The sequence below is a fragment of the Nonomuraea basaltis genome (assembly GCF_005893125.1).
GTDB lineage: Bacteria > Actinomycetota > Actinomycetes > Streptosporangiales > Streptosporangiaceae > Nonomuraea > Nonomuraea basaltis.
Genome location: NZ_VCJS01000241.1, coordinates 1 through 18,235, shown reverse-complemented (window position 1 = coordinate 18,235; position 18,235 = coordinate 1). Strand labels below are relative to the sequence as shown.

21 protein-coding genes are annotated in these 18,235 nt (G+C 71.2%); 12 read left to right on the top strand and 9 right to left on the bottom strand.

The genetic code is table 11. The features are described 5' to 3' along the window. From EJK15_RS71885 to EJK15_RS57285, 3 genes are all read left to right on the top strand, one after another. The coding region (locus tag EJK15_RS71885) for a CE1 family esterase (RefSeq protein WP_206061796.1) at nucleotides 1–875 on the top strand (875 nt) is incomplete at its 5' end. Nucleotides 876–918: 43 nt separating this feature from the next. Beyond that, nucleotides 919–2,469 carry a hypothetical protein gene (locus EJK15_RS57290; RefSeq protein ID WP_138718853.1) on the top strand — a complete coding sequence of 517 codons (1,551 nt, stop codon included), beginning with the start codon at nucleotides 919–921 and terminating at the stop codon, nucleotides 2,467–2,469. An 18-nt stretch (nucleotides 2,470–2,487) separates the two neighbouring features. Next, on the top strand, nucleotides 2,488–3,819 hold the full coding sequence (locus tag EJK15_RS57285; RefSeq protein WP_138718852.1) for a serine hydrolase domain-containing protein: 1,332 nt from the start codon (nucleotides 2,488–2,490) through the stop codon (nucleotides 3,817–3,819). 99 nt (nucleotides 3,820–3,918) lie between these two features. On the opposite strand, the gene EJK15_RS57280 is transcribed toward EJK15_RS57285, so the two are convergent. Then, nucleotides 3,919–4,815 (bottom strand): LysR family transcriptional regulator, encoded by an 897-nt coding sequence (locus EJK15_RS57280; protein ID WP_138718851.1) that lies wholly within the window; start codon nucleotides 4,813–4,815, stop codon nucleotides 3,919–3,921. A gap of 70 nt (nucleotides 4,816–4,885) precedes the next feature. Between EJK15_RS57280 and EJK15_RS57275 the strand changes: the two genes are divergently transcribed. Continuing rightward, a complete protein-coding gene (locus EJK15_RS57275) occupies nucleotides 4,886–5,596 on the top strand; it encodes a CTP synthase C-terminal region-related (seleno)protein (RefSeq protein ID WP_138718850.1) in 711 nt (236 codons plus the stop codon). A 374-nt stretch (nucleotides 5,597–5,970) separates the two neighbouring features. On the opposite strand, the gene EJK15_RS57270 is transcribed toward EJK15_RS57275, so the two are convergent. Together EJK15_RS57270 and EJK15_RS57265 are read right to left on the bottom strand one after the other, a co-directional pair. After that, a complete protein-coding gene (locus EJK15_RS57270; protein ID WP_138718849.1) occupies nucleotides 5,971–6,159 on the bottom strand; it encodes a hypothetical protein in 189 nt (62 codons plus the stop codon). 300 nt (nucleotides 6,160–6,459) lie between these two features. After that, nucleotides 6,460–7,686 carry a serine hydrolase domain-containing protein gene (locus tag EJK15_RS57265; protein WP_138718854.1) on the bottom strand — a complete coding sequence of 409 codons (1,227 nt, stop codon included), beginning with the start codon at nucleotides 7,684–7,686 and terminating at the stop codon, nucleotides 6,460–6,462. 240 nt (nucleotides 7,687–7,926) lie between these two features. Between EJK15_RS57265 and EJK15_RS71880 the strand changes: the two genes are divergently transcribed. Together EJK15_RS71880 and EJK15_RS57260 are read left to right on the top strand one after the other, a co-directional pair. Beyond that, nucleotides 7,927–8,064 carry a hypothetical protein gene (locus EJK15_RS71880; RefSeq protein ID WP_171075166.1) on the top strand — a complete coding sequence of 46 codons (138 nt, stop codon included), beginning with the start codon at nucleotides 7,927–7,929 and terminating at the stop codon, nucleotides 8,062–8,064. A gap of 4 nt (nucleotides 8,065–8,068) precedes the next feature. Further along, on the top strand, nucleotides 8,069–8,845 hold the full coding sequence (locus EJK15_RS57260) for a MerR family transcriptional regulator (protein WP_138718848.1): 777 nt from the start codon (nucleotides 8,069–8,071) through the stop codon (nucleotides 8,843–8,845). Between the two features lie 198 nt (nucleotides 8,846–9,043). On the opposite strand, the gene EJK15_RS57255 is transcribed toward EJK15_RS57260, so the two are convergent. Together EJK15_RS57255 and EJK15_RS57250 are read right to left on the bottom strand one after the other, a co-directional pair. Continuing rightward, nucleotides 9,044–9,256 (bottom strand): hypothetical protein, encoded by a 213-nt coding sequence (locus EJK15_RS57255; RefSeq protein ID WP_138718847.1) that lies wholly within the window; start codon nucleotides 9,254–9,256, stop codon nucleotides 9,044–9,046. 323 nt (nucleotides 9,257–9,579) lie between these two features. Then, nucleotides 9,580–10,485: an alpha/beta fold hydrolase gene (locus EJK15_RS57250; protein ID WP_138718846.1), complete on the bottom strand. Its 906-nt coding sequence runs from the start codon at nucleotides 10,483–10,485 to the stop codon at nucleotides 9,580–9,582. A 174-nt stretch (nucleotides 10,486–10,659) separates the two neighbouring features. On the opposite strand from EJK15_RS57250, the gene EJK15_RS57245 reads away from it, so the two are divergent. The 6 genes from EJK15_RS57245 to EJK15_RS75575 all read left to right on the top strand — a co-directional run bounded on the left by EJK15_RS57245 (nucleotide 10,660) and on the right by EJK15_RS75575 (nucleotide 15,263). Beyond that, the gene (locus EJK15_RS57245) at nucleotides 10,660–11,811 is read left to right on the top strand and encodes a sensor histidine kinase (RefSeq protein ID WP_171075165.1); all 1,152 of its coding nucleotides are present in this window, start codon (nucleotides 10,660–10,662) and stop codon (nucleotides 11,809–11,811) included. Further along, the gene (locus EJK15_RS57240) at nucleotides 11,808–12,452 is read left to right on the top strand and encodes a response regulator (protein ID WP_138718844.1); all 645 of its coding nucleotides are present in this window, start codon (nucleotides 11,808–11,810) and stop codon (nucleotides 12,450–12,452) included. Before EJK15_RS57245 ends, EJK15_RS57240 begins: the two co-directional genes overlap by 4 nt. A gap of 538 nt (nucleotides 12,453–12,990) precedes the next feature. Beyond that, the gene (locus EJK15_RS57235; RefSeq protein WP_138718843.1) at nucleotides 12,991–13,566 is read left to right on the top strand and encodes a TetR/AcrR family transcriptional regulator; all 576 of its coding nucleotides are present in this window, start codon (nucleotides 12,991–12,993) and stop codon (nucleotides 13,564–13,566) included. Beyond that, nucleotides 13,559–13,978, top strand: coding sequence for a thioesterase family protein (locus EJK15_RS57230; protein ID WP_138718842.1), 420 nt, complete (start codon nucleotides 13,559–13,561; stop codon nucleotides 13,976–13,978). Before EJK15_RS57235 ends, EJK15_RS57230 begins: the two co-directional genes overlap by 8 nt. Next, a complete protein-coding gene (locus EJK15_RS57225; protein WP_138718841.1) occupies nucleotides 13,975–14,595 on the top strand; it encodes a carboxymuconolactone decarboxylase family protein in 621 nt (206 codons plus the stop codon). The genes EJK15_RS57230 and EJK15_RS57225 overlap by 4 nt, the downstream gene beginning before the upstream one ends. 176 nt (nucleotides 14,596–14,771) lie before the next feature. Then, nucleotides 14,772–15,263, top strand: a complete 492-nt coding sequence (locus EJK15_RS75575) for a phosphotransferase (protein WP_138718840.1) — start codon at nucleotides 14,772–14,774, stop codon at nucleotides 15,261–15,263. A 164-nt stretch (nucleotides 15,264–15,427) separates the two neighbouring features. On the opposite strand, the gene EJK15_RS57215 is transcribed toward EJK15_RS75575, so the two are convergent. From EJK15_RS57215 to EJK15_RS57200, 4 genes are all read right to left on the bottom strand, one after another. Further along, the gene (locus EJK15_RS57215) at nucleotides 15,428–15,853 is read right to left on the bottom strand and encodes an SRPBCC family protein (RefSeq protein WP_138718839.1); all 426 of its coding nucleotides are present in this window, start codon (nucleotides 15,851–15,853) and stop codon (nucleotides 15,428–15,430) included. A 271-nt stretch (nucleotides 15,854–16,124) separates the two neighbouring features. Further along, on the bottom strand, nucleotides 16,125–16,577 hold the full coding sequence (locus EJK15_RS57210; protein ID WP_138718838.1) for a hypothetical protein: 453 nt from the start codon (nucleotides 16,575–16,577) through the stop codon (nucleotides 16,125–16,127). 262 nt (nucleotides 16,578–16,839) lie between these two features. Further along, the gene (locus EJK15_RS57205; RefSeq protein ID WP_138718837.1) at nucleotides 16,840–17,484 is read right to left on the bottom strand and encodes a response regulator; all 645 of its coding nucleotides are present in this window, start codon (nucleotides 17,482–17,484) and stop codon (nucleotides 16,840–16,842) included. Beyond that, nucleotides 17,475–18,235, bottom strand: a 761-nt coding sequence (locus tag EJK15_RS57200) for a sensor histidine kinase (protein WP_138718836.1), incomplete at its 5' end; no start/stop codon positions are given. The genes EJK15_RS57200 and EJK15_RS57205, both read right to left, overlap by 10 nt.

The following is an 18,235-nucleotide window of genomic DNA, read 5'->3' as shown; positions in this document are numbered from 1 at the left end:
CGCCCCGGCCGCCCGCCGAGGCGGCCCCCACCAGCGGCTGCACCGCCGCGCAGCGGCTGGAGCCCGGCCGGCACACCCTGACCCACGGCGGGCTGGAGCGCCGCTTCCTGCTGTCGGTGCCGGGCGGCGAGGGACCCCACCCGGTCCTGCTCGACCTGCACGGCCTCGGCTCCAGCGCCGCCCGGCAGAGCTCCTACAGCCGGCTGGCCGCACAGGGGGCGCGGCGCGGCTACATCGTGGCCACCCCGCAGGCCGCCGAGGGCCGCATGGGCTGGACGCTGCCGCACACGGGCGGCCCCGACGACACGGGATTCCTGGGCGCGCTGCTGGACCGGCTGGAGCGGGGGTTGTGCGTCGATCCGCGCCGCGAGTTCGCCGCCGGCATGTCGTACGGCGCCGGCATGGCCGCGGGCCTGATCTGCGCGCTGGAGGGCCGCCTGGCCGGCGTCGCCGCGGTGGCCGGGCTCAACATCGTGCGGCCGTGCCCGCAGCCGCCGCCGACCACGATCGTCGCCTTCCACGGCACCGCCGACCGGATCGTCCCCTACCGCGGCGGCCATCCGCTGCGCGACGCGTCCGGCGACCTGCGCGCCCTGGCCGACCTGGTGGTGCTGGCGCCGGTGGAGCAGGCCATGGACGGCTGGGCGACAGCGCTGGGCTGCTCCGGCCGCACCACGGGCGGCCTGAGCGAGCAGGTACGGCTGCGCGGCTGGAAATCCTGCCCCGGCGGGGCCACACTGCGCCTGTACACGATCGACGGCGGCGGGCACACCTGGCCGGGCCCCATCGAGGTGTCCTGGCTGGGGGCCACCGCCCGCGACCTGGACGCCACCGCGCTCATCCTCGACACCTTCGACCGGGCCCCCTCCCGGTAAACACCATTGTCCGCGGCACAGGCCGCATCCATCAGGAGAGTCCATGGACGACGTACGCGTCACGATCGAAGCGGTCCCGCGCGCCGGGCTGAGCGCGCAGCGGCTGCGCCAGGCGGTGGCCGAGCACCCCGAGGCGCTGTCGGCGCTGGAGGTGGCCGACCCGGCCAGGCTCAGCGTCGCCTTCGCCCCCGGCCTCGGCCACGACCCGGGCGAGAACGCGCCGTTCCAGGCCACCGTGTTCGACCCGGTCGGCAACCGCGCCGTCGAGCTGCGCGGCACCCTGGACCGGCCCGAGCGGGCCGAGCTGCGGCCCAGCGCCCACCGGCCGCCGCCCAGCCGCGAGGAGCTGGTGGCCGCCGCCGCGATCCTGCGCGCCGATCCCCGCTTCCCCGGCGGGGACGACGTGGTCGTCTACCGGCCGATGCCGCCGCTGGCCGACGCCGAGAACCCCGACGGCACCACCGTGCGCCGCCCCACCCTGGGGGTGTACACGCCGGGCGAGCCCACGGGGCTGCGCCACCGCATCGTCGCCGTCGACCTGGCGGGACGGGCCGTCGACTGGACGCCCGCCGGCGTCAACGTGCGCATGCACCACGACTGCGAGGACAGCGTCCCGGAGGGGATCGACGCGCTGGCCGACCGCGGCGGCCCCGACCAGGTGAGGGTGCGCGTCCACCGCGGCTCCACCGAGTTATGGAATCTGCTCGTGGTGCGGCCGCGCGCCTCGGCCCCGCAGAACCCCGGCATGGGCGGCGGCGTCGAGCTGCGCGAGGTCCGCTACCGCGGCAAGCTCATGCTGCGCCAGGCGCACCTGCCCATCCTCAACGTCGAATACGAGGAGGGCACGACCTTCCGCGACGACGTCGCGTTCGAGACCCGCTTCTCGGCCACCGGCGCCGACCCGGTCGGGTGGGGGTGGCGGCTGTGCACCAGCGCCCCCCGTACGATCCTGGAACGCCCTTCCACCGACGCCGGCAACTTCCAGGGTGTCGCCTTCCACCACGACGGCGAGGAGCTGCGCATCGTCAGCGAGCTGGCCGCGGGCTGGTACCGCTACGCCAGCGACTGGCGGCTGCGCGACGACGGTGACATCCTGCCGCGTTTCGGGTTCGCCGCCACCGCCAACCCCATGACGTGCCTGGTCCACCGCCACCACGCCTACTGGCGGCTCGACTTCGACGTCCACGGGGCCGCCAACGACGTCATCGAGCAGATCGACGACACCGGTTCGCTCATCCCCGAACCCGTGGCGATCATCCGCGAGACCTCCCGCAAGCGCCGCCACCCCGCCCGCTACTGGCAGGTCCGCGACAAGTCCTCCGGCCGCGGCTACCAGATCCACCCCGGCCCGCATGACGGGACCGCCGACGCCTACGGTGTGTCGGACCTGTGGTTCCTGCGCCACCACCCGCGCGAGCTCGACGACGGCAACCCCGGCCCCCGCGACCGGGCCGCGCTCAACCGTTTCCTCAACGGCGAGCCCGTCAACGGCGCCAACGTCGTCGTCTGGTACGCCGGCCACTACTACCACGACCAGGCCCATCCGCAGCCGCATCAGGGAGAGCTGATCGGGCCGCGGCTGGTGCTGATCTAGCCGCTACCCTTGTCGCTCATGAGTCAGGTGGGACACGCGACGGCCCGCGCTCTGCTCCGCAGGCTGGCCGTCGAACAGGCCGAATGCAGGGTGCCGTCGCTGACGGCGGCGATCGTGCGCGACGGGCGCACGGCGTGGTTCGGCGGCCGCGGCCGCGTCGGCGACGCCCCGCCGACCGCCGCCATCCAATACCGGCTCGGGTCGATCACCAAGAGCATGGTCGCCGTCGTGGTCATGCGGCTGCGCGACGAGGGCGCCCTCGCCCTGACCGACCCGCTGGAGTCCCATCTGCCGGGCACGCGGCTCGGCCACCTGACGATCGCGCAGCTGCTGTCGCACACCGCCGGGCTGACCGCCGAGCCGCCCACCGCCTGGTGGGAGCGCACTCCCGGCATCGCGGCCGGGCAACTGCTGGAACGCATCGGGCCGGGCGAGCTCAAGCACCGGCCCGGCCGCCGCTTCCACTACTCCAACGTCGGGTTCGCGCTGCTGGGCGAGCTCGTCGCCCGCCTGCGCGGCACCACGTGGCTGCGGGCGCTGCAGGCCGAGGTGCTGGCGCCGCTCGGCATGAACGACACCACCGCCCGCCCCCGCGTCCCGCACGCCACCGGCTACGCCGTGCACCCGTGGGCCGACGTGGTGCTGGCCGAGCCGGAGCACGACGCCGACGCCATGGGGCCGGCCGGGCAGCTGTGGTCCACCCCGCACGACCTGGCCCGGTGGGCGGTGTTCCTGTGCGGTGACACCTGCGGCGTGCTGTGCCCGGACACCCTGGCCGAGATGCGCGAGCCGGCTGGCGTGGCCGACGGCGACGCCTGGACCGGCGGGTTCGGGCTCGGCCTGCAGCTGGCCCGGACCGGCGGGCGCCGCCTGTCCGGGCACACCGGGTCGATGCCCGGGTTCCTGGCCACCGTGTGGGCCGAGCCGGGCGAGGGGGTCGGGGTGCTGTTCATGGCCAACACCACCTCCGGCATGAGCGGCAGCCTGGCGACCGACCTGCTGGACATCCTCGACGAGCACGAGCCGCGCCTGCCCGACGAGTGGCGGCCCGTCCCGGCCGACCCCGGCCTGCTGGCGGTGACGGGGCTGTGGCACTGGGGGCCCAAACCGTACGCGCTGCGGCTGCTGCCCGAGCGGGGCCTGGCGCTGGAGCCGGTCGACGGCGGGGGGCGGGCTTCGCGGTTCGTGCCCCAGGCGGATGGGACGTGGCTGGGGCTGGACGGCTACTACGCCGGGGAGACGCTGCGGGTGGCGGCCGATCATCTCGACCTCAACACGTTCATCTTCACCCGCGAGCCGTACGACCCGGCGGCGCCCGTACCGGGCGGGGTGACCGGCTGGCAGGCCTGACCTGGGGCGGTGGGTGACGATACGACGGCGGGTCGCGGCCCGAGCCGGGGCGGGCGATGACACGACCCAGGGCGGTGATCTTGCTGGGGCCGTCTCCCGTCAGGGGGACAGGTCGCGCGCCAGGTCGGCGGCCGAGCCCGGGGGCAGGGCGCCGTGCAGGAGCTCGACCCGGTGCACCAGGCGGGGCGAGGCCAGCGGCACACCGCGCGCCGGGTCGGGCGTACCTGACACGGACCGATTGCGGGCGGGCAGGGCCGAGGCCGGCAGGAGGGTCAGGCCGTGGCCGGCGGCCACGAGGTTGACCACCGTGTGCACGTCGTCGCCCCGGTAGTCCAGCGCCGCCGGGAACCCGTCCCCCACCAGGTCGCGCAGTCGCGTCAGCGGGCACAGCGGCGTCTGCAGCCAGCGCGCGTCGACCAGGTCGGCCAGGTGCAGCGCCGCCCGCCCCGCGAGGGGGTGGCCGGTGGGCAGGGCCACCATCAGCTCCTCCTCGGCCACCCCCGCGGTCGTCATGGGAGCGGTGTCGGGCAGCCGCAGCGGGTCGCTGGGCGCGGCGATGCCGTCGGCCAGCCCCAGGTCCGCCTCCCCCTCGGCCACCATCGCGCTGACCTGCTCGCGCCCGCACGTCAGGAGCGTCACCTCCAGGCGCGGCTGCCGTGCGCGGGCCCGCGCCAGGCGGTCGGCCAGGACGGCGTTGACGGCCAGCGGAGTGGCGGCCAGGCGCAGCCGGTGGCGGGGCTGGGCGGCGGCGCGCAGTACGTCGGCGCGGGCCGCCCGCAGGCGCAGCAGCAGCGGCCCGGCGTGTTCCAGCAGCCGCCGCCCGGCCGGGGTCGGCGCGACCGGGCGGCGGCTCAGCAACGGCAGGCCCAGATCGGCCTCCAGGGCGGCGATCTGCTGGGAGATCGCCGACTGCGTGTAGCCGAGCTCGGCGGCGGCCGCGGAGAAGGATCCGTGCCGGGCGACGGTCACGAACGTGGTGAGCAGATGCGGGTCCATTAGTGTTGCTTATAGCAGGTGCAGGTTTCATCGTTGGCGCTTAAGGGGCGCCGGCGGCCACGATGGGGGCATGAGAATCGCCCTTGTGGGGGACCGCTCCCCCAGCGTTCGCTCGCATGTCCGCATCCCGCTGGTGATGGAGGCGCTGCGGGAGCGTGACGGCATCGCGCTCGACCCGTACTGGATCCCCACCACCGACGTGACCGGCCTGGACGCCTTCGACGGCATCTGGATCCTGCCCGGCAGCCCGTACCGTGACGAGGCGGGCGCGGTCGAGGCCGCGCGCGTCGCCCGCGAGCAGCAGATCCCGTTCCTGGGCACATGCGGCGGGTTCCAGCACATGCTGCTGGAGTTCGCGCGGCACGTGTGCGGGCTCGACGTGGCCCACGCCGAGAACGAGCCGGGGGCGCGTGAGTTCCTGCTCACGCCGCTGGCGTGCTCGCTGGCCGGGCACGAGAGCCTGGTACGGCTGGCGCCCGGCTCGCTGATCGAGCAGATCATGGGCGTGCCCACCACCATGGAGGCCTACGTCTGCTCGTATGGGCTCAACGAGTCCTACAAGCAGAGGCTGGAGGCGGGCGGGCTGGTGTTCTCCGGCCACGCCGAGGACGACGGCGCGGTACGGGCGGCCGAACTGCCCGGCCACCCGTTCTTCCTGGCCACGATGTTCCAGCCGGAACTGGCCGGCGACGGGCGCAGGCCGCACCCGGTGATCTCGGCCTTCGCGACCGCGGTCAGCCGCCGCCGCCAGGCCGTACCGGCGCCCGCGACGCCGGCGTGACCCAAAGATATGATCTTGTCAGGCACGTAAGCCGCGGCCGTGGCGCGGGCGGCGGCGTCGTAGAGGCGCATCCCACCCTCCGCATTAAATTCGGGCCGGATGAAGTCGGATTCGTCCGGGTTCTCCACTGCCCGTGCGACGTCGAGACCGCGTCGAACGCGCCACCCGTACGGATCCACTCGTTCACCCGGCGGCGCATCGCCACCCCTTCCGGCGTGCTCACGCCGGGATAGGCCCCCCCACTCGGGTCCATGCGACCGGCCCCAAAGTAGCTCTCTGTAATCACCGCAACGGCCAGTCACGTTAAGGAGCCCGGCGGGCTCGTCTTATCGTGACTGGCCGTTCTGATGTCGGTGGCCTACGGGGGCCTCGGCTTAGCTGATGAGGTTCACGGTGCGGCGGAAGTTCGCGGCGGCGGCTTCGAGGTCCGCGAGAACCTTGCGCCAGTCTGCTGTCTCGTCCTCGTTCATGTCGACCCAGTTCTGTTCGCCGAACTCGCGGGCGAACTCGCCGACGTGCTCGGCGGTCTCGGCCAGCTTGTTCAGCACGGTCCCGACGCTCATCCCGCCGGTGGGGTGGTGCGGAACCGGTAGAGCAGCAGCGGGAGGTCGGCTGCCGCGGTGGCCATGGCGGTGGCCTGCCGCTCGATCTCGTCGTTGATGTTGGTCAGGCTCACGCGCCATCCGCTATGGCGTACGGAGGTCCCCGTTCGGCCGGGTGTCCTTGGTTGCGTTCGTCAAACGCTCGTTAGATGAACACCCGACCATGCGGGCCACCGCCGAGCAGAGTGCCCCTGGCCGACCTCGTCCCCGACGGGAGCGTCGACCGGTTGTGCCTGCTCGGCCCGGCGTCCGCGCTCGGAGTCAGTCGTCGAGTGCCTGGTAGGTGGTGGTCCAGAAGTCGTTGATGAGCCGCATTGAATCCAGGGTGGACATCCCGACCTGGGTGAACAGGATTCCGGTGAGCCGGTTGGTCGGGTCGGCGTAGACGGTGGTGCCGGTGCCGCCATCCCAGCCGAACTGGCCGATGGGGGCGTAGTCGCCGCGGTAGGTGCGCACCCCCATCCCGAAGCCCCAGCCGCCGTGCAACGCCTGGCCAGATGTCAGGTGGGCGATGTTCTGGTACATGGTGTCCCGGGCAGCCTCTTGCTCGGGGGTGAGGCGGTTGGTGGTCATCAGCTCCACTGCGGCCCGGGACAAGATCCGCCGGCCTTCGTGCATCCCGCCATTGAGCAGCATCTGGAAGTAGGCGCGGTAGTCGTCGACGGTGGAGACCAGCGCGCTGGCGCCCTGGAACGCCGGAGGCTGGCTGGCCCGTCCGCCTTCCGCCTCGTCCCACACGGTGAACTCGCCCGTCTGCGGGTCGGGCCCGTACAGGGGCGGCAGCCGGTCGATCTTGCCGGCGGGCACGTGGAACCCGGTGTCGGTCATGCCCAGCGGGTCGAAGATCCGCTCGCGCAGGAACGTCTCCAACGACCGGCCGGTGACCCGGGCGACCAGCACGCCGAGCACCTCGTAGCTGAGGTCGTACAGCCACCGCTGTCCGGGCTGGTACGACAGCGGCAGCTCGCCGAGGCGGCGCATCCACTCGTCCGGGTGGGGCGCCGGACCGGATGCCACGCTGTAGTCGGTTGCCTTGAAGGTCGCGGCCCTGATCGGGGAATCCATCAACTCGAAATCGACTCCGAGCCCGAACGTGGAGGTCAGCAGGTCCCGTACGGTGATCGGCCGCCGCGCCGGGACCGTGTCCTCTAGCGGGCCGTCGGGCCGCGTCAGCACGCGCCGGTCGGCGAGTTCGGGCAGCCACGGATCCACCGGCTCGTCCAGCCGCAGCCTGCACTCATCGAGCAGGACCATCGCCGCCGCCGTCGTGACCGGCTTGGACACCGACGCCATCCGGAAGATCGTGTCCCGGCGCATCGGCGCGCCACCCTCGGCGCGCATCGTCCCGATCGCTTCGACGTGCGTCTGGCCTCCCCGGCTGACCAGGGCGACCAGCCCGGGAATCTTTCCGGACTCGACATGGCGTGCCAGCACCTCGCGCAGGCGGCGCAGCCCCACCTCGGAGAAGCCGCTGTTGCTTTGTCCCATCATGAATCTCCTTGTCCACAGTGTTCGATCTCACGGCGGCCCTGGTGGCCACCGGCCCCTTCGAGGCGGCCATACGATGAGCGTGCACCCTGACCTAAGGTCAAGGTCAACCTCTGTCGCGATCATGGGCTGACCTGCGCCGACCTCAGGCGTCCCCGGGGCCTGGGCCAGAGATTGGGCCGCGGTCCGCGCGGTCCGGCGCGGTGATGGACTGGAACAGATGCGCGCTACCCTGGCCCTGTGATCGCCCGCCACCAGTACCCCAAGGTGAATGCGAAGGTCGCCGGCTACCACGGCTCCATCCCGCGCAAGGACTTCCGGGCCGTCGCCGATGCGGTGTGCGAGACCGCAGCCACCCGCGATCTGGAGATGCGCTGAGCCGATGGCAGACGGGCTCACAATCGGTCAGGCGGCGGCGTTCGTCGGCGTCACGATCAAGACCGTGCGGCACTATCATCGGCTCGGCCTGATCGCCGAGCCGAAACGTGACGGTTCGGGCTACCGGCGTTATCGGTCGGCCGACCTGCTGCGGCTGGTTCAGGTCCGGACGCTGGCCGAGGCCGGCGTGCCGCTGGCCGAGATCGGTGACCTGCTCGACTCCGATCCCGAACCGTTCGCCGCCGCGCTGGACGACGTCCATCGTCGGCTCACCGAACGGATCGAGGACCTGATCGCGCGCCGCGACACGCTGCACCGGCTCGCCCACGGTGACCGGGCCCTGCTGCCCGACCGGGCCTGCGCGCTCTTGGACCGACTCGCCGATCTTGGCTTCAGCCCCGACTACGTGGCCACCCAACGGGAGGCTCTGGTGCTGGCCCGGGCACTGGTTCCGGAGATCTTCGACAGCTTCCTGACCCGGCTCGAACACTCGCTCGACGATCCCGAGTTCGTCGAGCTGACCAAGCGCGGCGTCGATGCGATGTCCTGGGATCCCGACGACCCGCGAATCGAGGAGCTGGCGTCCGCGCTGGCCGACAAGCTGCTGGCCGACCGCGCGCTGCTGGCAACGCCGACCGGGTCTCAGAACCAGTCCGACGCTGCCGCCCGGTACGGACTGGTCAACCACCACCGGGAAGACCAAGCGCCAGCCATCGCCCGGTTGAACGCGCTGGTCGAGGCGAAACTGCGCGCGGCCGGCATCGACATCCCGAATCAATGACCGGCATCCAGCCACGATCGCCACTACGGCCAGCCCCAAGGCGCGGTCCAAGCGTTCAACGAACCGCTCGTTAGATGAATACGCGGGCGGCCCCGCCGGACGTTCAGATCTCGTCGTCGTCTTCGGCAGCGTCCGGATCTTGGGGTCGCGCAGGTCGCGGATGGCGCCCCTCGGCGGCGACCGTCCTGCGCATGCTATTCAGCCGGTGTATGAACCGGTGTACGAAGTGGTGAAGGTCGTCCGCCTGCCCGTGCCCAACGAGATCCGCGAACCGGACTGCATGATCGGCCCGAAGGTCTGGGTCAGGCGGCGGATCCGCCGCCTGGCTCCCTGGCTGGTGCCCCGCCAGGCCCCGCGGGCGTGCTGCTGGCACCACCAGGTGGACTGGCGCCAGGCCGCAGAGGCAGCCATTCGTCTGGTCCGCCAGGCCCAAGCCGCCGACCTGCACGGCGAACGCATCAGCGACTACGCCCTCGAACGCCTTGACGAGCAAGGTCTCGGCGACCGGGAACAGAACGCGGTCCTCGCCCTGGCCTGTACTGGGGGAATCGAGCCGAACACCGAACCCAACGCCGGATGGCGCTACTACGAGGGGCAACACCGTGTGGCGGCCCAGCTCGATCAGGGGGTGCGGCAGACCGTCGTGCAACGGTGGGAGCCGTTCGACCCCGCCACCGGCCTGCCGATTTCACGTCGGCATGCGCGCCATGCCATCGCCTGGCGGCAGACCACGCTCAGGTCAGGGCCGCGTGAAGTTTCTCGGCGAACTCCCGCGGGCGCCAAATGTAGCCGGTGTGGTCGCCGGGAAACGGCGTCGCCTTGGTGCCGAGTCGATCGGCCAGTGTCAGGACGATGCGGGTCGCCACCCTGGCTCGATAGTGACCGACTCCGAGCACCAGTTTGGGCAGCTTCGCGCGAAGGGCGGCCAGGTTGGGCCGGTAGCGGGTGAACGGGAGCATCTCGTGGGCCAGCAGGAATTCCTGGTTGCCCTGGATCCGGGTGCCGAATTCCGGATCAGCGGGATAGTCGCCGTCCGCCGCCGGATCGTCCTCACCTGGATCAATGGCCATGAACTGCTGAAATGCCTCTTGCACGCCCCTCGTGCGATACGTCTGATAGACCGCCTCATACTTCGCCTGCTGTGCCGCGGCGTCCGGAAGCACGGCGGGCACCGGCGGCTCGTGTGCGACCACCGTGCCGAGGCGGTCTCGGTAGCGGGTGGCGAGTTCGAGCGCGACGATGGCGCCTCCGCTGCTGCCGAACACGTGCGGCGGCGTGTCGATCAGCGTCTTGAGCAGCAAGCCGGCGTCGTCGGCCTGCTGGTCGAGTCGTAGGTCGGCGGGCGGCCCGTCGAGCCGGCTCCTGGAGTTCCCGCGGCGGTCGTAGGTGATGACCGTGTAGTGCTCGGCCAATTCGGGTGCTATCGCGGCGAAGGAGCCGGCGTCGGCCACGCCGCCATGGATCATCAGCAGGGGTGGCCCGGATCCTCGCGTCTCGTAGTACAGCCGCGCCCCCGGTACCTGCAGGTATCCCGTCCGGACCCGCGGCCGGGGTGTCGTCGTGTTTCCCGCGCATGCGCCGAGCAGTATCGCTCCAGCGGCGGTCGCGGATCCCAGCAGCAGTGTTCGTCTGTCGAGCATGAGTCGATTCCAGCCCGGCGCCGATCGCCGGCGACAGCGCGTAAAGATGGGATTCGCGGCTGCCAAGGTGCCTCGAAGGAACTGGTGTATGCGACTTTAGTGGGGATTTCGTTCTGCCTCGGCCGTCGGTTGAACGGCGTTGGTTATGGTTGCGCCATGGGGCGCGAGCGGGTCGTGGACATCGTCGTGGTGGTCCTGGCCGGCGTTCTTTCCGTGACTGACACGGTGACTCAGGTTCCGGTTTTCCCTGAGCCGTATGACCTCTTCGCCTTCTGCCTGCTGGTGGCGAGCGCATTGTCGCTCTGGTTTCGTCGCCGCGCACCGGTTGCGGTCGCCTGGGTCGAGGCGGTGCTCGCGGTCACCCTGGTAGCGGCGGTGTGGGTGTGGCCGGGCCTCGCGCCGGGAACCCGCCTGGAGCCGGAGATCACACTGCTTCCGGCGGCCGTGCCCTTTGCCTCGTACGCCGTGGCGGCCTTCGCGCGCAACCGTCGGCTGATCTGGCTGCCGCTGGTCGTGGTGGCGGCCATCGCATTCTTGGGCGCGCCGCCCTCCTCACGTGCGATCGCCGTCGCCGGCATGGTCCTCATCCTGGTCGGCGGGCCTGCCGCACTGGGCAGGTACGTCGTGGCACGAGCCGAACGTGCCAAGCGCGACCACCACCTGCGTGCCGAGCAGGCCCGCAGACAGGAGCGACTGCGACTGGCAGCCGAAATACATGACGTGGTGAGTCATCGGGTGAGCGTCATGGTGCTGCAGGCCGGAGCGTTGCAACTGACCGCAGCCGACGAGATGACCAGGCAGGCGGCAGGGCAACTTCGCACGACCGGTTGCCAGACCCTCGACGAACTGCGTGACCTGGTCGGCCTGCTCAACGCCGCCGGTCCGGCGGACTCGGCGAGCGCGGGCCCGCTCGAGCCGATGCCCGATCTGTCCGCACTGGTCGAGTCCGCGCAATCGATCGGGACGATCGTCGAGGTGGACGGCGCGGAAGACCCGTGCCTGTTGCCGCCTGTGGTCGGCCGTACCGCGTATCGAGTCGTTCAGGAGGCACTGACCAACGTGCACAAGCACGCACCCGGAGCGCGGGTCCGGCTCCAGGTGCGACATCTCCCCGCCGGCATACAGGTGAGCATCCACAACACCGCACCGACCAGAGCAGGCGATGCGGTGCTGGCGTCGGCGGGTGCCGGTGTCGGCCTGCTCGGCCTGCGACGGCGCATCGAACTGATCAACGGCACGCTGCACGCCGAACCGTGCACCGATGGCGGATATCGGGTCGAGGCGAACCTGCCCTCGATCGTCCGGGCAACGGGTGAAACCCCGTGATCCGTATCCTTCTGGTCGACGACGACCCGCTCGTCTGCGCACACCTGCGGACGATCCTCAGCACCGCCGACGACGTGGAGATCGTCGACGAGGCGTACGACGGCGCCGAAGCACTCGACGCCGTCACCAGGCACCGGCCCGATGTCGTCTTAATGGACCTCCGGATGCCGGGCGTCGACGGCATCACCGCCATCCGTCACATCGCCGCGCTGCGCGAGCCGCCGATCGTGGTCGCGCTCACCACCTTCGACACCGACCACCACGTCCTTCGAGCCCTGGACGCAGGGGCCGCCGGCTTCCTGCTCAAGTCCACCCCGCCACAAGATTTGATCGGGCTGGTCCGGGTGGCCGCCGACGGCCACACCGTGCTGTCCGACGCCACAACGCGGCGGCTGCTGAACGCCGCCGTCGGCCGCCGGGCGAGCCAGGACAGCAAGCTCGCGCTGATCGAAACCCTGACCAGAAGAGAGCGAGAGGTCCTCGACTGCCTCGGAGAGGGTTTGTCCAACGCCGAGATCGCCCACCGCCTGCACCTCTCCGAGGCCACGGTCAAGGGACACGTGTCGCGGATCCTGGTCAAGCTGGACTGCCCCAACAGGACCCGGGCCGGCCTGCTCGCACAGCATGCCGAACTCGACTAGTACCCCGTATCCGAGCCGACGCCGGACACTGGCTTCGGACGCCGCGCGACGGCGGCCCGCGGTCGCGGTCCCACAGCCCTGACACAGCATGGGGCTACCTGCGAGCGGCGCGTCCGTGCTGCTGACGTGGTCCAAGCGCCATGATCACTTGCGCGGGGCTCACCCACAACGACATCCTCGCCGCCATCTTCGGCCCAGTCGTCTCCTACGAACAGTCGCACCCGTCCTCCCGTGGATATCTTCGTTTTCACTGGTCAGCAGCCTGCGGGAGAACCATCGGCGACCTAATGAAGCAGTGCTCACGCCACAGGCGGGCGGGCACGACATCGCATCAGCGATCAACTCTCCCGGCCGATCGACAGGGGCACGATCTTTCTCCAGGACTGGAAGGTCCAGGGGCAGTAAGTGCGCACCTGCCGACGGCTCCTAACCATCAGAGTCTGCCGGATGGCTTACTCCCAGAACTCATTAGGGGCAGTGGGCTCTGAGCCGCTGGCCAAAGCTTGGCGGATATTTACTGACCTATCAGTATAGATGAGTGGATCATCGCGAGTTGAGTCCCAGCGGGCAGCGGTTGCTGGAGGTGGCGACCGAGGTCTTCTACGCCGACGGCATCCGCGCCACCGGCGTCGACACCCTTGCGGAGCGGGCCGGCGTATCCAAGCCGACCCTGTATGCCCAGTTCGGGTCCAAGGAGAACCTGGTGGCCGCCGTGCTCGACCGCCGCAGGGCCGCCCGGCAGGCCGCCCTGACCGCCTTCCTCGCCGACAGCGGAGTCAGTGGTGGTCAGGCTGTCCTGGCGGTCTTCGACTGGCTGGCCCACGGGCACGGGCGGGAGGGGTTCCGCGGTTGCCCGTTCACCAACGCGGCAGTCGAGCTGCCCGATCCCGGGCATCCGGCTCGCGCGGTGATCTCGGCATACAAGCAATGGCTGCGCCGGAGACTGGCCGAGCTGGCCGAGCTGGCCGGACTGGACCGGCCGGAGGAGGTGGGGTACGCGTTGCTGTTGCTCATCGATGGCGCCAACGCCCGAGTGGTGGTCGATGACGACCGTACGGCGATGCTGCGCGCCAAAGCCGCGGCGGCGAGGCTGATCGGGGTGGCCGATGCGTGAGCCGCCGGTCGGCCTGGAGCACGAGTTCACCTTCCCGATCTCCGAAAGCAAGATCGTCCCCGCGCTGTACCCGGAGTCGCCGGAGTTCGCCGCAATGCCCCCGGTGCTGGCCACCGGCTTCCTCGTCGGGCTGCTGGAGTGGACGTGCGTGCGCGCGCTCGTGCCGTACCTGGACTGGCCGCGCGAGCAGACGGTCGGCACGCACATCGCCGTCAGCCACCAAGCGGCCACCCCGCCCGGACTGAGCGTCACCTGCCGGGCCCGCCTGACCGGCGTCGACGGCCGTCACCTGGCCTTCGAAGTGAACGCGCACGACGGCCACGACCTCATCAGCACCGGCATCCACGAGCGTGCCGTCATCGACGCCGCCCGCTTCACCGCACGCGTCCTGAGCAAAGGTGGTTCTCGATGAGCCGGATCTCCCTGACCCCGCCTCCCTCGCCGCTGCTGGAAGCGCTGCAAGCCCGCTTCGCCCGGGCGTTGGGTGACGGTATCGACCCTTTGACCGTGCGGGCCCACCAACCCCAGGTGCTGGAGTCGATGGCGGCCTTCGAACGCAGCCTGGCCCGCTGGAACACCGTGCCCTGCACCCTCAAGGAGTTGGCCGCCATGGCGGTCGTGGTCAGGGTCGGCTGCGGCTGGTGCATCGACTTCCGCTGTCGGGAGAGCCTCACGCACGGCATCCCTGCCGCCAAGATCGAGGCAGTACCAGTCTGGCGCACCAGTGCGTTGTTCACCGACCTGGAACGCCTGGTGCTGCGCTACGCCGAGGCGATGACCGACACCCCGCCCCAAGCCACCGACGAACTCGTGGCCGACCTGCTGGGCCACTTCACCGAGGCGCAGGCCGTCGAGCTCACCGCCGTCATCGCGGTGGAGAATCAGCGTTCTCGCATCAACGCGGCCTTCGGCCTCACCCCCCAGGGCTTCAATCACCAAGACGCGGCGTCAGGCGCACGCTCACACCGCGCCGAGCCTGGCGACGGCCATCGACCCGGAGGGCCGTCGAAGAGGCCGGCTTCCAGGTGACCTGACGTTACCGGGTCAGGGGCCTCGCGCGCGTCCGCGCGCACGGTAAGAGAGGTCCCGAAAACCTCCTTCGGGTGGTGCGTGCACGTGCACGGCGGGGTCCTCCAGATCGGCGGTGATGGTCGGTATCCAGCGTTAAGGCGGTTCCCGCAGGTCAGTGACCCTCTACCGTCCAAATCTTCCCGACGTGGTTAACGCCGGATTCCGTTCCAGAACTGACCGCCGGCCTGTGTACGACCCACGCGCCCGCGCTCGGCCTCGTCGACGGCCACAGCCGCCTGGTCCACGCCGACATCAACCCCAAGAACATCCTGGTCACCCGCGCACGCGGCGGCTGGCGCGTCGACGCCGTCCTCGACTGGGAGTTCAGTTACTCCGGCAGCCCGTACGGCGACGCGGCCAACATGGTCCGCTTCGGCGCCGACTACCCGGCCGGCTTCCTCACGGGTTTTCGCGCCGCCTTCGCCGGACACCAGCCCGCCGATCTGCCGCCGCCCGGGGAATGGGCCTGCCTGGGGCGCGTCCTGGACATGTTCGCCCTCAGCGACCTGGTCACCCGCCCGGCCGGGAACCCCGTCGCAGACCAGGCGGCCGGGCAGATCCGGCGCTGGGTCGCCGACGACGTGCCCGACTCCGGCACATCAGCCCTTCACCCTCCCTCTCCTTGACCGGACCGGACCGTGAAGTGATCAGGCCCGCGTCAGGGCCTTATCCGAACAGCCCTGCCCTGGATCCGGTGAGGACTCCGGCGTACGGGGCAGCGGGCGACGACGGCGGTGCGGCACCACGCGAGACGGCGGCAGCCGGTCCGGCACGCGGTCGACGGGGCGGATCACGTAGTGACCAGCGCGGCCAGCTTGCGCAGCGAGCGGCGGGCGAGCGCGACGCCGACCGGGCGGACGAGCGGCCACAGGACCCGTCCCAGCACCCCGAACGGCGGCCGCAGCTCCTCGGCCCAGATGACGCGGCTGCCGCCCGCGCACGGACGCACCCGGATGGCGCCCCGGCCGCGCACGACCCGGCCGGTGTGCTCCACGCGCACCAGCGCCGGCGGCTCCCAATGAGTGATCGTCATCGTGTCCAGGAAACCGAAGGGCCACACCCCGGTGTAGGCCTCGATCGCGTCCCGGCCCACCTGGCGCGCGGTGGTCAGGAACATCCAGTCACGGTGCCGGGGCCAGTCGGTGATCAACGCGAACACCTGCGCCGGCGGCGCCGGCACCTTGACGGCGGCGGCCATGTACACGGGTCTGCCCACGATCCCTCAGCTCCTCCCCCGTCGGCACGACGGCCCTTACCTTGCTCCCGAGCAGGCCACAGGCACCGGACGGCAACGCATCCGCCGATCGTAGCGACACTTGCCGCGCGGTCATCCGACCACGGTCCTCCCTCCAGAGCCCACCCAGATCAGATGTGGCCAGGACGCCGGCAGGTCCGGCCGACGAACGCTCGAGCAAGGAGGCCAGATCATCCTGGCACGCCCACTGGACGACTTTGCCGTGGGCGTTGTGGACGCGGGGCTCAGGACGTCAGGATGTCGGGCCCATGAGGATCTGCATCCGCGTGAAGTCGAACGTGAGTGCGTACGGCTTGAAGAACTGGTGCGTGGGCAGCCCGCCGATGCGGAAGCCGAATCCGCTCTCGAACCAATCCGGGAACGCGCCGGTTAGGCCGGATACGTCGTGGCGGACGGCCGAGCCCAGCGTCACCTCACGTACCGTCACCGGATGGAACCCGTCTCCCGGGGGGATCTCGATCCCGGCGGCGGTGAAAGTGGAGCGGGGAGCGGTGAAGCCGATGTCGCCGCCGCCGGTGTCGACGAAGAACACCATGCGGTCCAGGTTGTTCACGGTGCCGTGGGCCAATAGGTAGTGGTCGCCCACGAACCACAGGGGCGCGCTGTGCCTCGCGCGCACGAACGCGCGCTTGTCCCGGCGCAGAACGAGCGCCCGGCCCGGGTAGTCGATGGTGGAGCCGCCCACCCACCCGACTGGGCCACGGCCGCGTGCAGGGGCGGTCCCAGCAGGGTGCCGAGACTGCCCGCCTGGGTCAGTGCCCCGGTGGCGCCCGCTTCGCCCGTCAGCGGACGTGCGCTTCGTTCAGCCGCCGGCCAAGGGCCGTCCACCGGGGCAGGTCAGCGTGGGACGCCGGATCCTTCGGCTCGCTCAGCCGCAGGTGGTCGCCGAACGGATCGCCGATGAGACGGGCATGTTCGCCGGCGGCCGGGAGACGGGACGCTTGCGCTCAGGACTCCAGGAAGTGCAGCACGGCCAGCACCCGGCGGCTGTAGCCGGTGGTGTGCGAGAGGCCGAGCTTGTCGAACAGGGAGTTGACGTGCTTTTCCACGGCGCTCTGCGACACGTGCAGCGCCTGGGCGATCGAGGCGTTGGTCAGCCCCTGCGCCATCCGCTCCAGCACCTCCCGCTCGCGGGCCGTCAGCCGTGCCAGCGGATCCACCTGCGTGGTACGGGCCAGCAACTGCCGCACCACCTCCGGGTCGAACGCCGCTCCCCCGGCGCCCACCCGCTCCAGCGCGTCCAGGAAGTCGCCGACCTGCGCCACCCGGTCCTTCAGCAGGTAGCCGACGCCCTCCACGTCCGCGCTCATCAACTCGGTGGCATACCGCTTCTCCACGTACTGCGACAGCACCAGCACCTTGACGGCGGGCCAGCGGCGCCGGATCTCCAGCGCCGCGCGCAGCCCCTCGTCGGTGTGGGCCGGCGGCATCCGCACGTCCACCACCACGACGTCCGGCTCGTACGCCGCCACCGCCGCCACCAGCGATTCCGCGTCGCTGACCGCGGCCGGCACCTCGTGGCCCTCCTCCAGGAGCAGCCGCACCAGCCCCTCGCGCAGCAGCGTGGAGTCCTCGGCCAGGATCACCCGCACGGAAGCACCGCCGTGATCGTCGTCGGCCCGCCCGCCGGGCTGCTCACCTCGAAGCCGCCGTCCAGTGCCGCCACCCTCCTGGCCAGCCCCGACAGCCCGCCGCCCGCGGCGCTGGCGCCGCCCGACCCGTCGTCGCGCACCCGCACGACCACCGTTGTGGCCTCCTCGCGCACCTCGACCGTGATGAGAGCGGCGCCGGCGTGCTTGGCGGCGTTCGTCACAGCTTCGCACACCACGAAGTACGCCGCCGTCTCCACCGCCATCGGCGGCCGCCGGCGCAGGTCGCAGGACACCCGGACCGGCACGCTCGAGCGTTCGGCGACCCCCGCCAGCGCCTCGCCCAGGCCGAGAGAGTCCAGCCCGCTCGGGTAGACCCGCCAGGCCACCTCGCGCAGCTCGGCCAGCGCCTGCTGTGCCTCCTGATGCGCCTGCTCCAGCAGCTCCGGCCGCCCCCGCTTGGAGCGCCCGACCAGCATCGACAGCGCCACCAGGCGCTGCTGCAGCCCGTCGTGCAGGTCCCGCTCGATCCTGCGCCGCTCGGAGTCGACCGCCGCCACGATGCCCGCCCGGCTCTCGGCCAGCTCCGCGATCCGCCGCTCCAGCACCTCGGTACGGTCCGGGCCCAGCATCCGCGCGGCCAGCCGCCGCTCCAGCCAGTGCACCCCCGCCACGCCCGACAGGTCGAGGAACAGCAGCACGACCCCGCCCAGCACCGCGTACGACACCAGCGGCAGCGACGGCTCCATCCCGT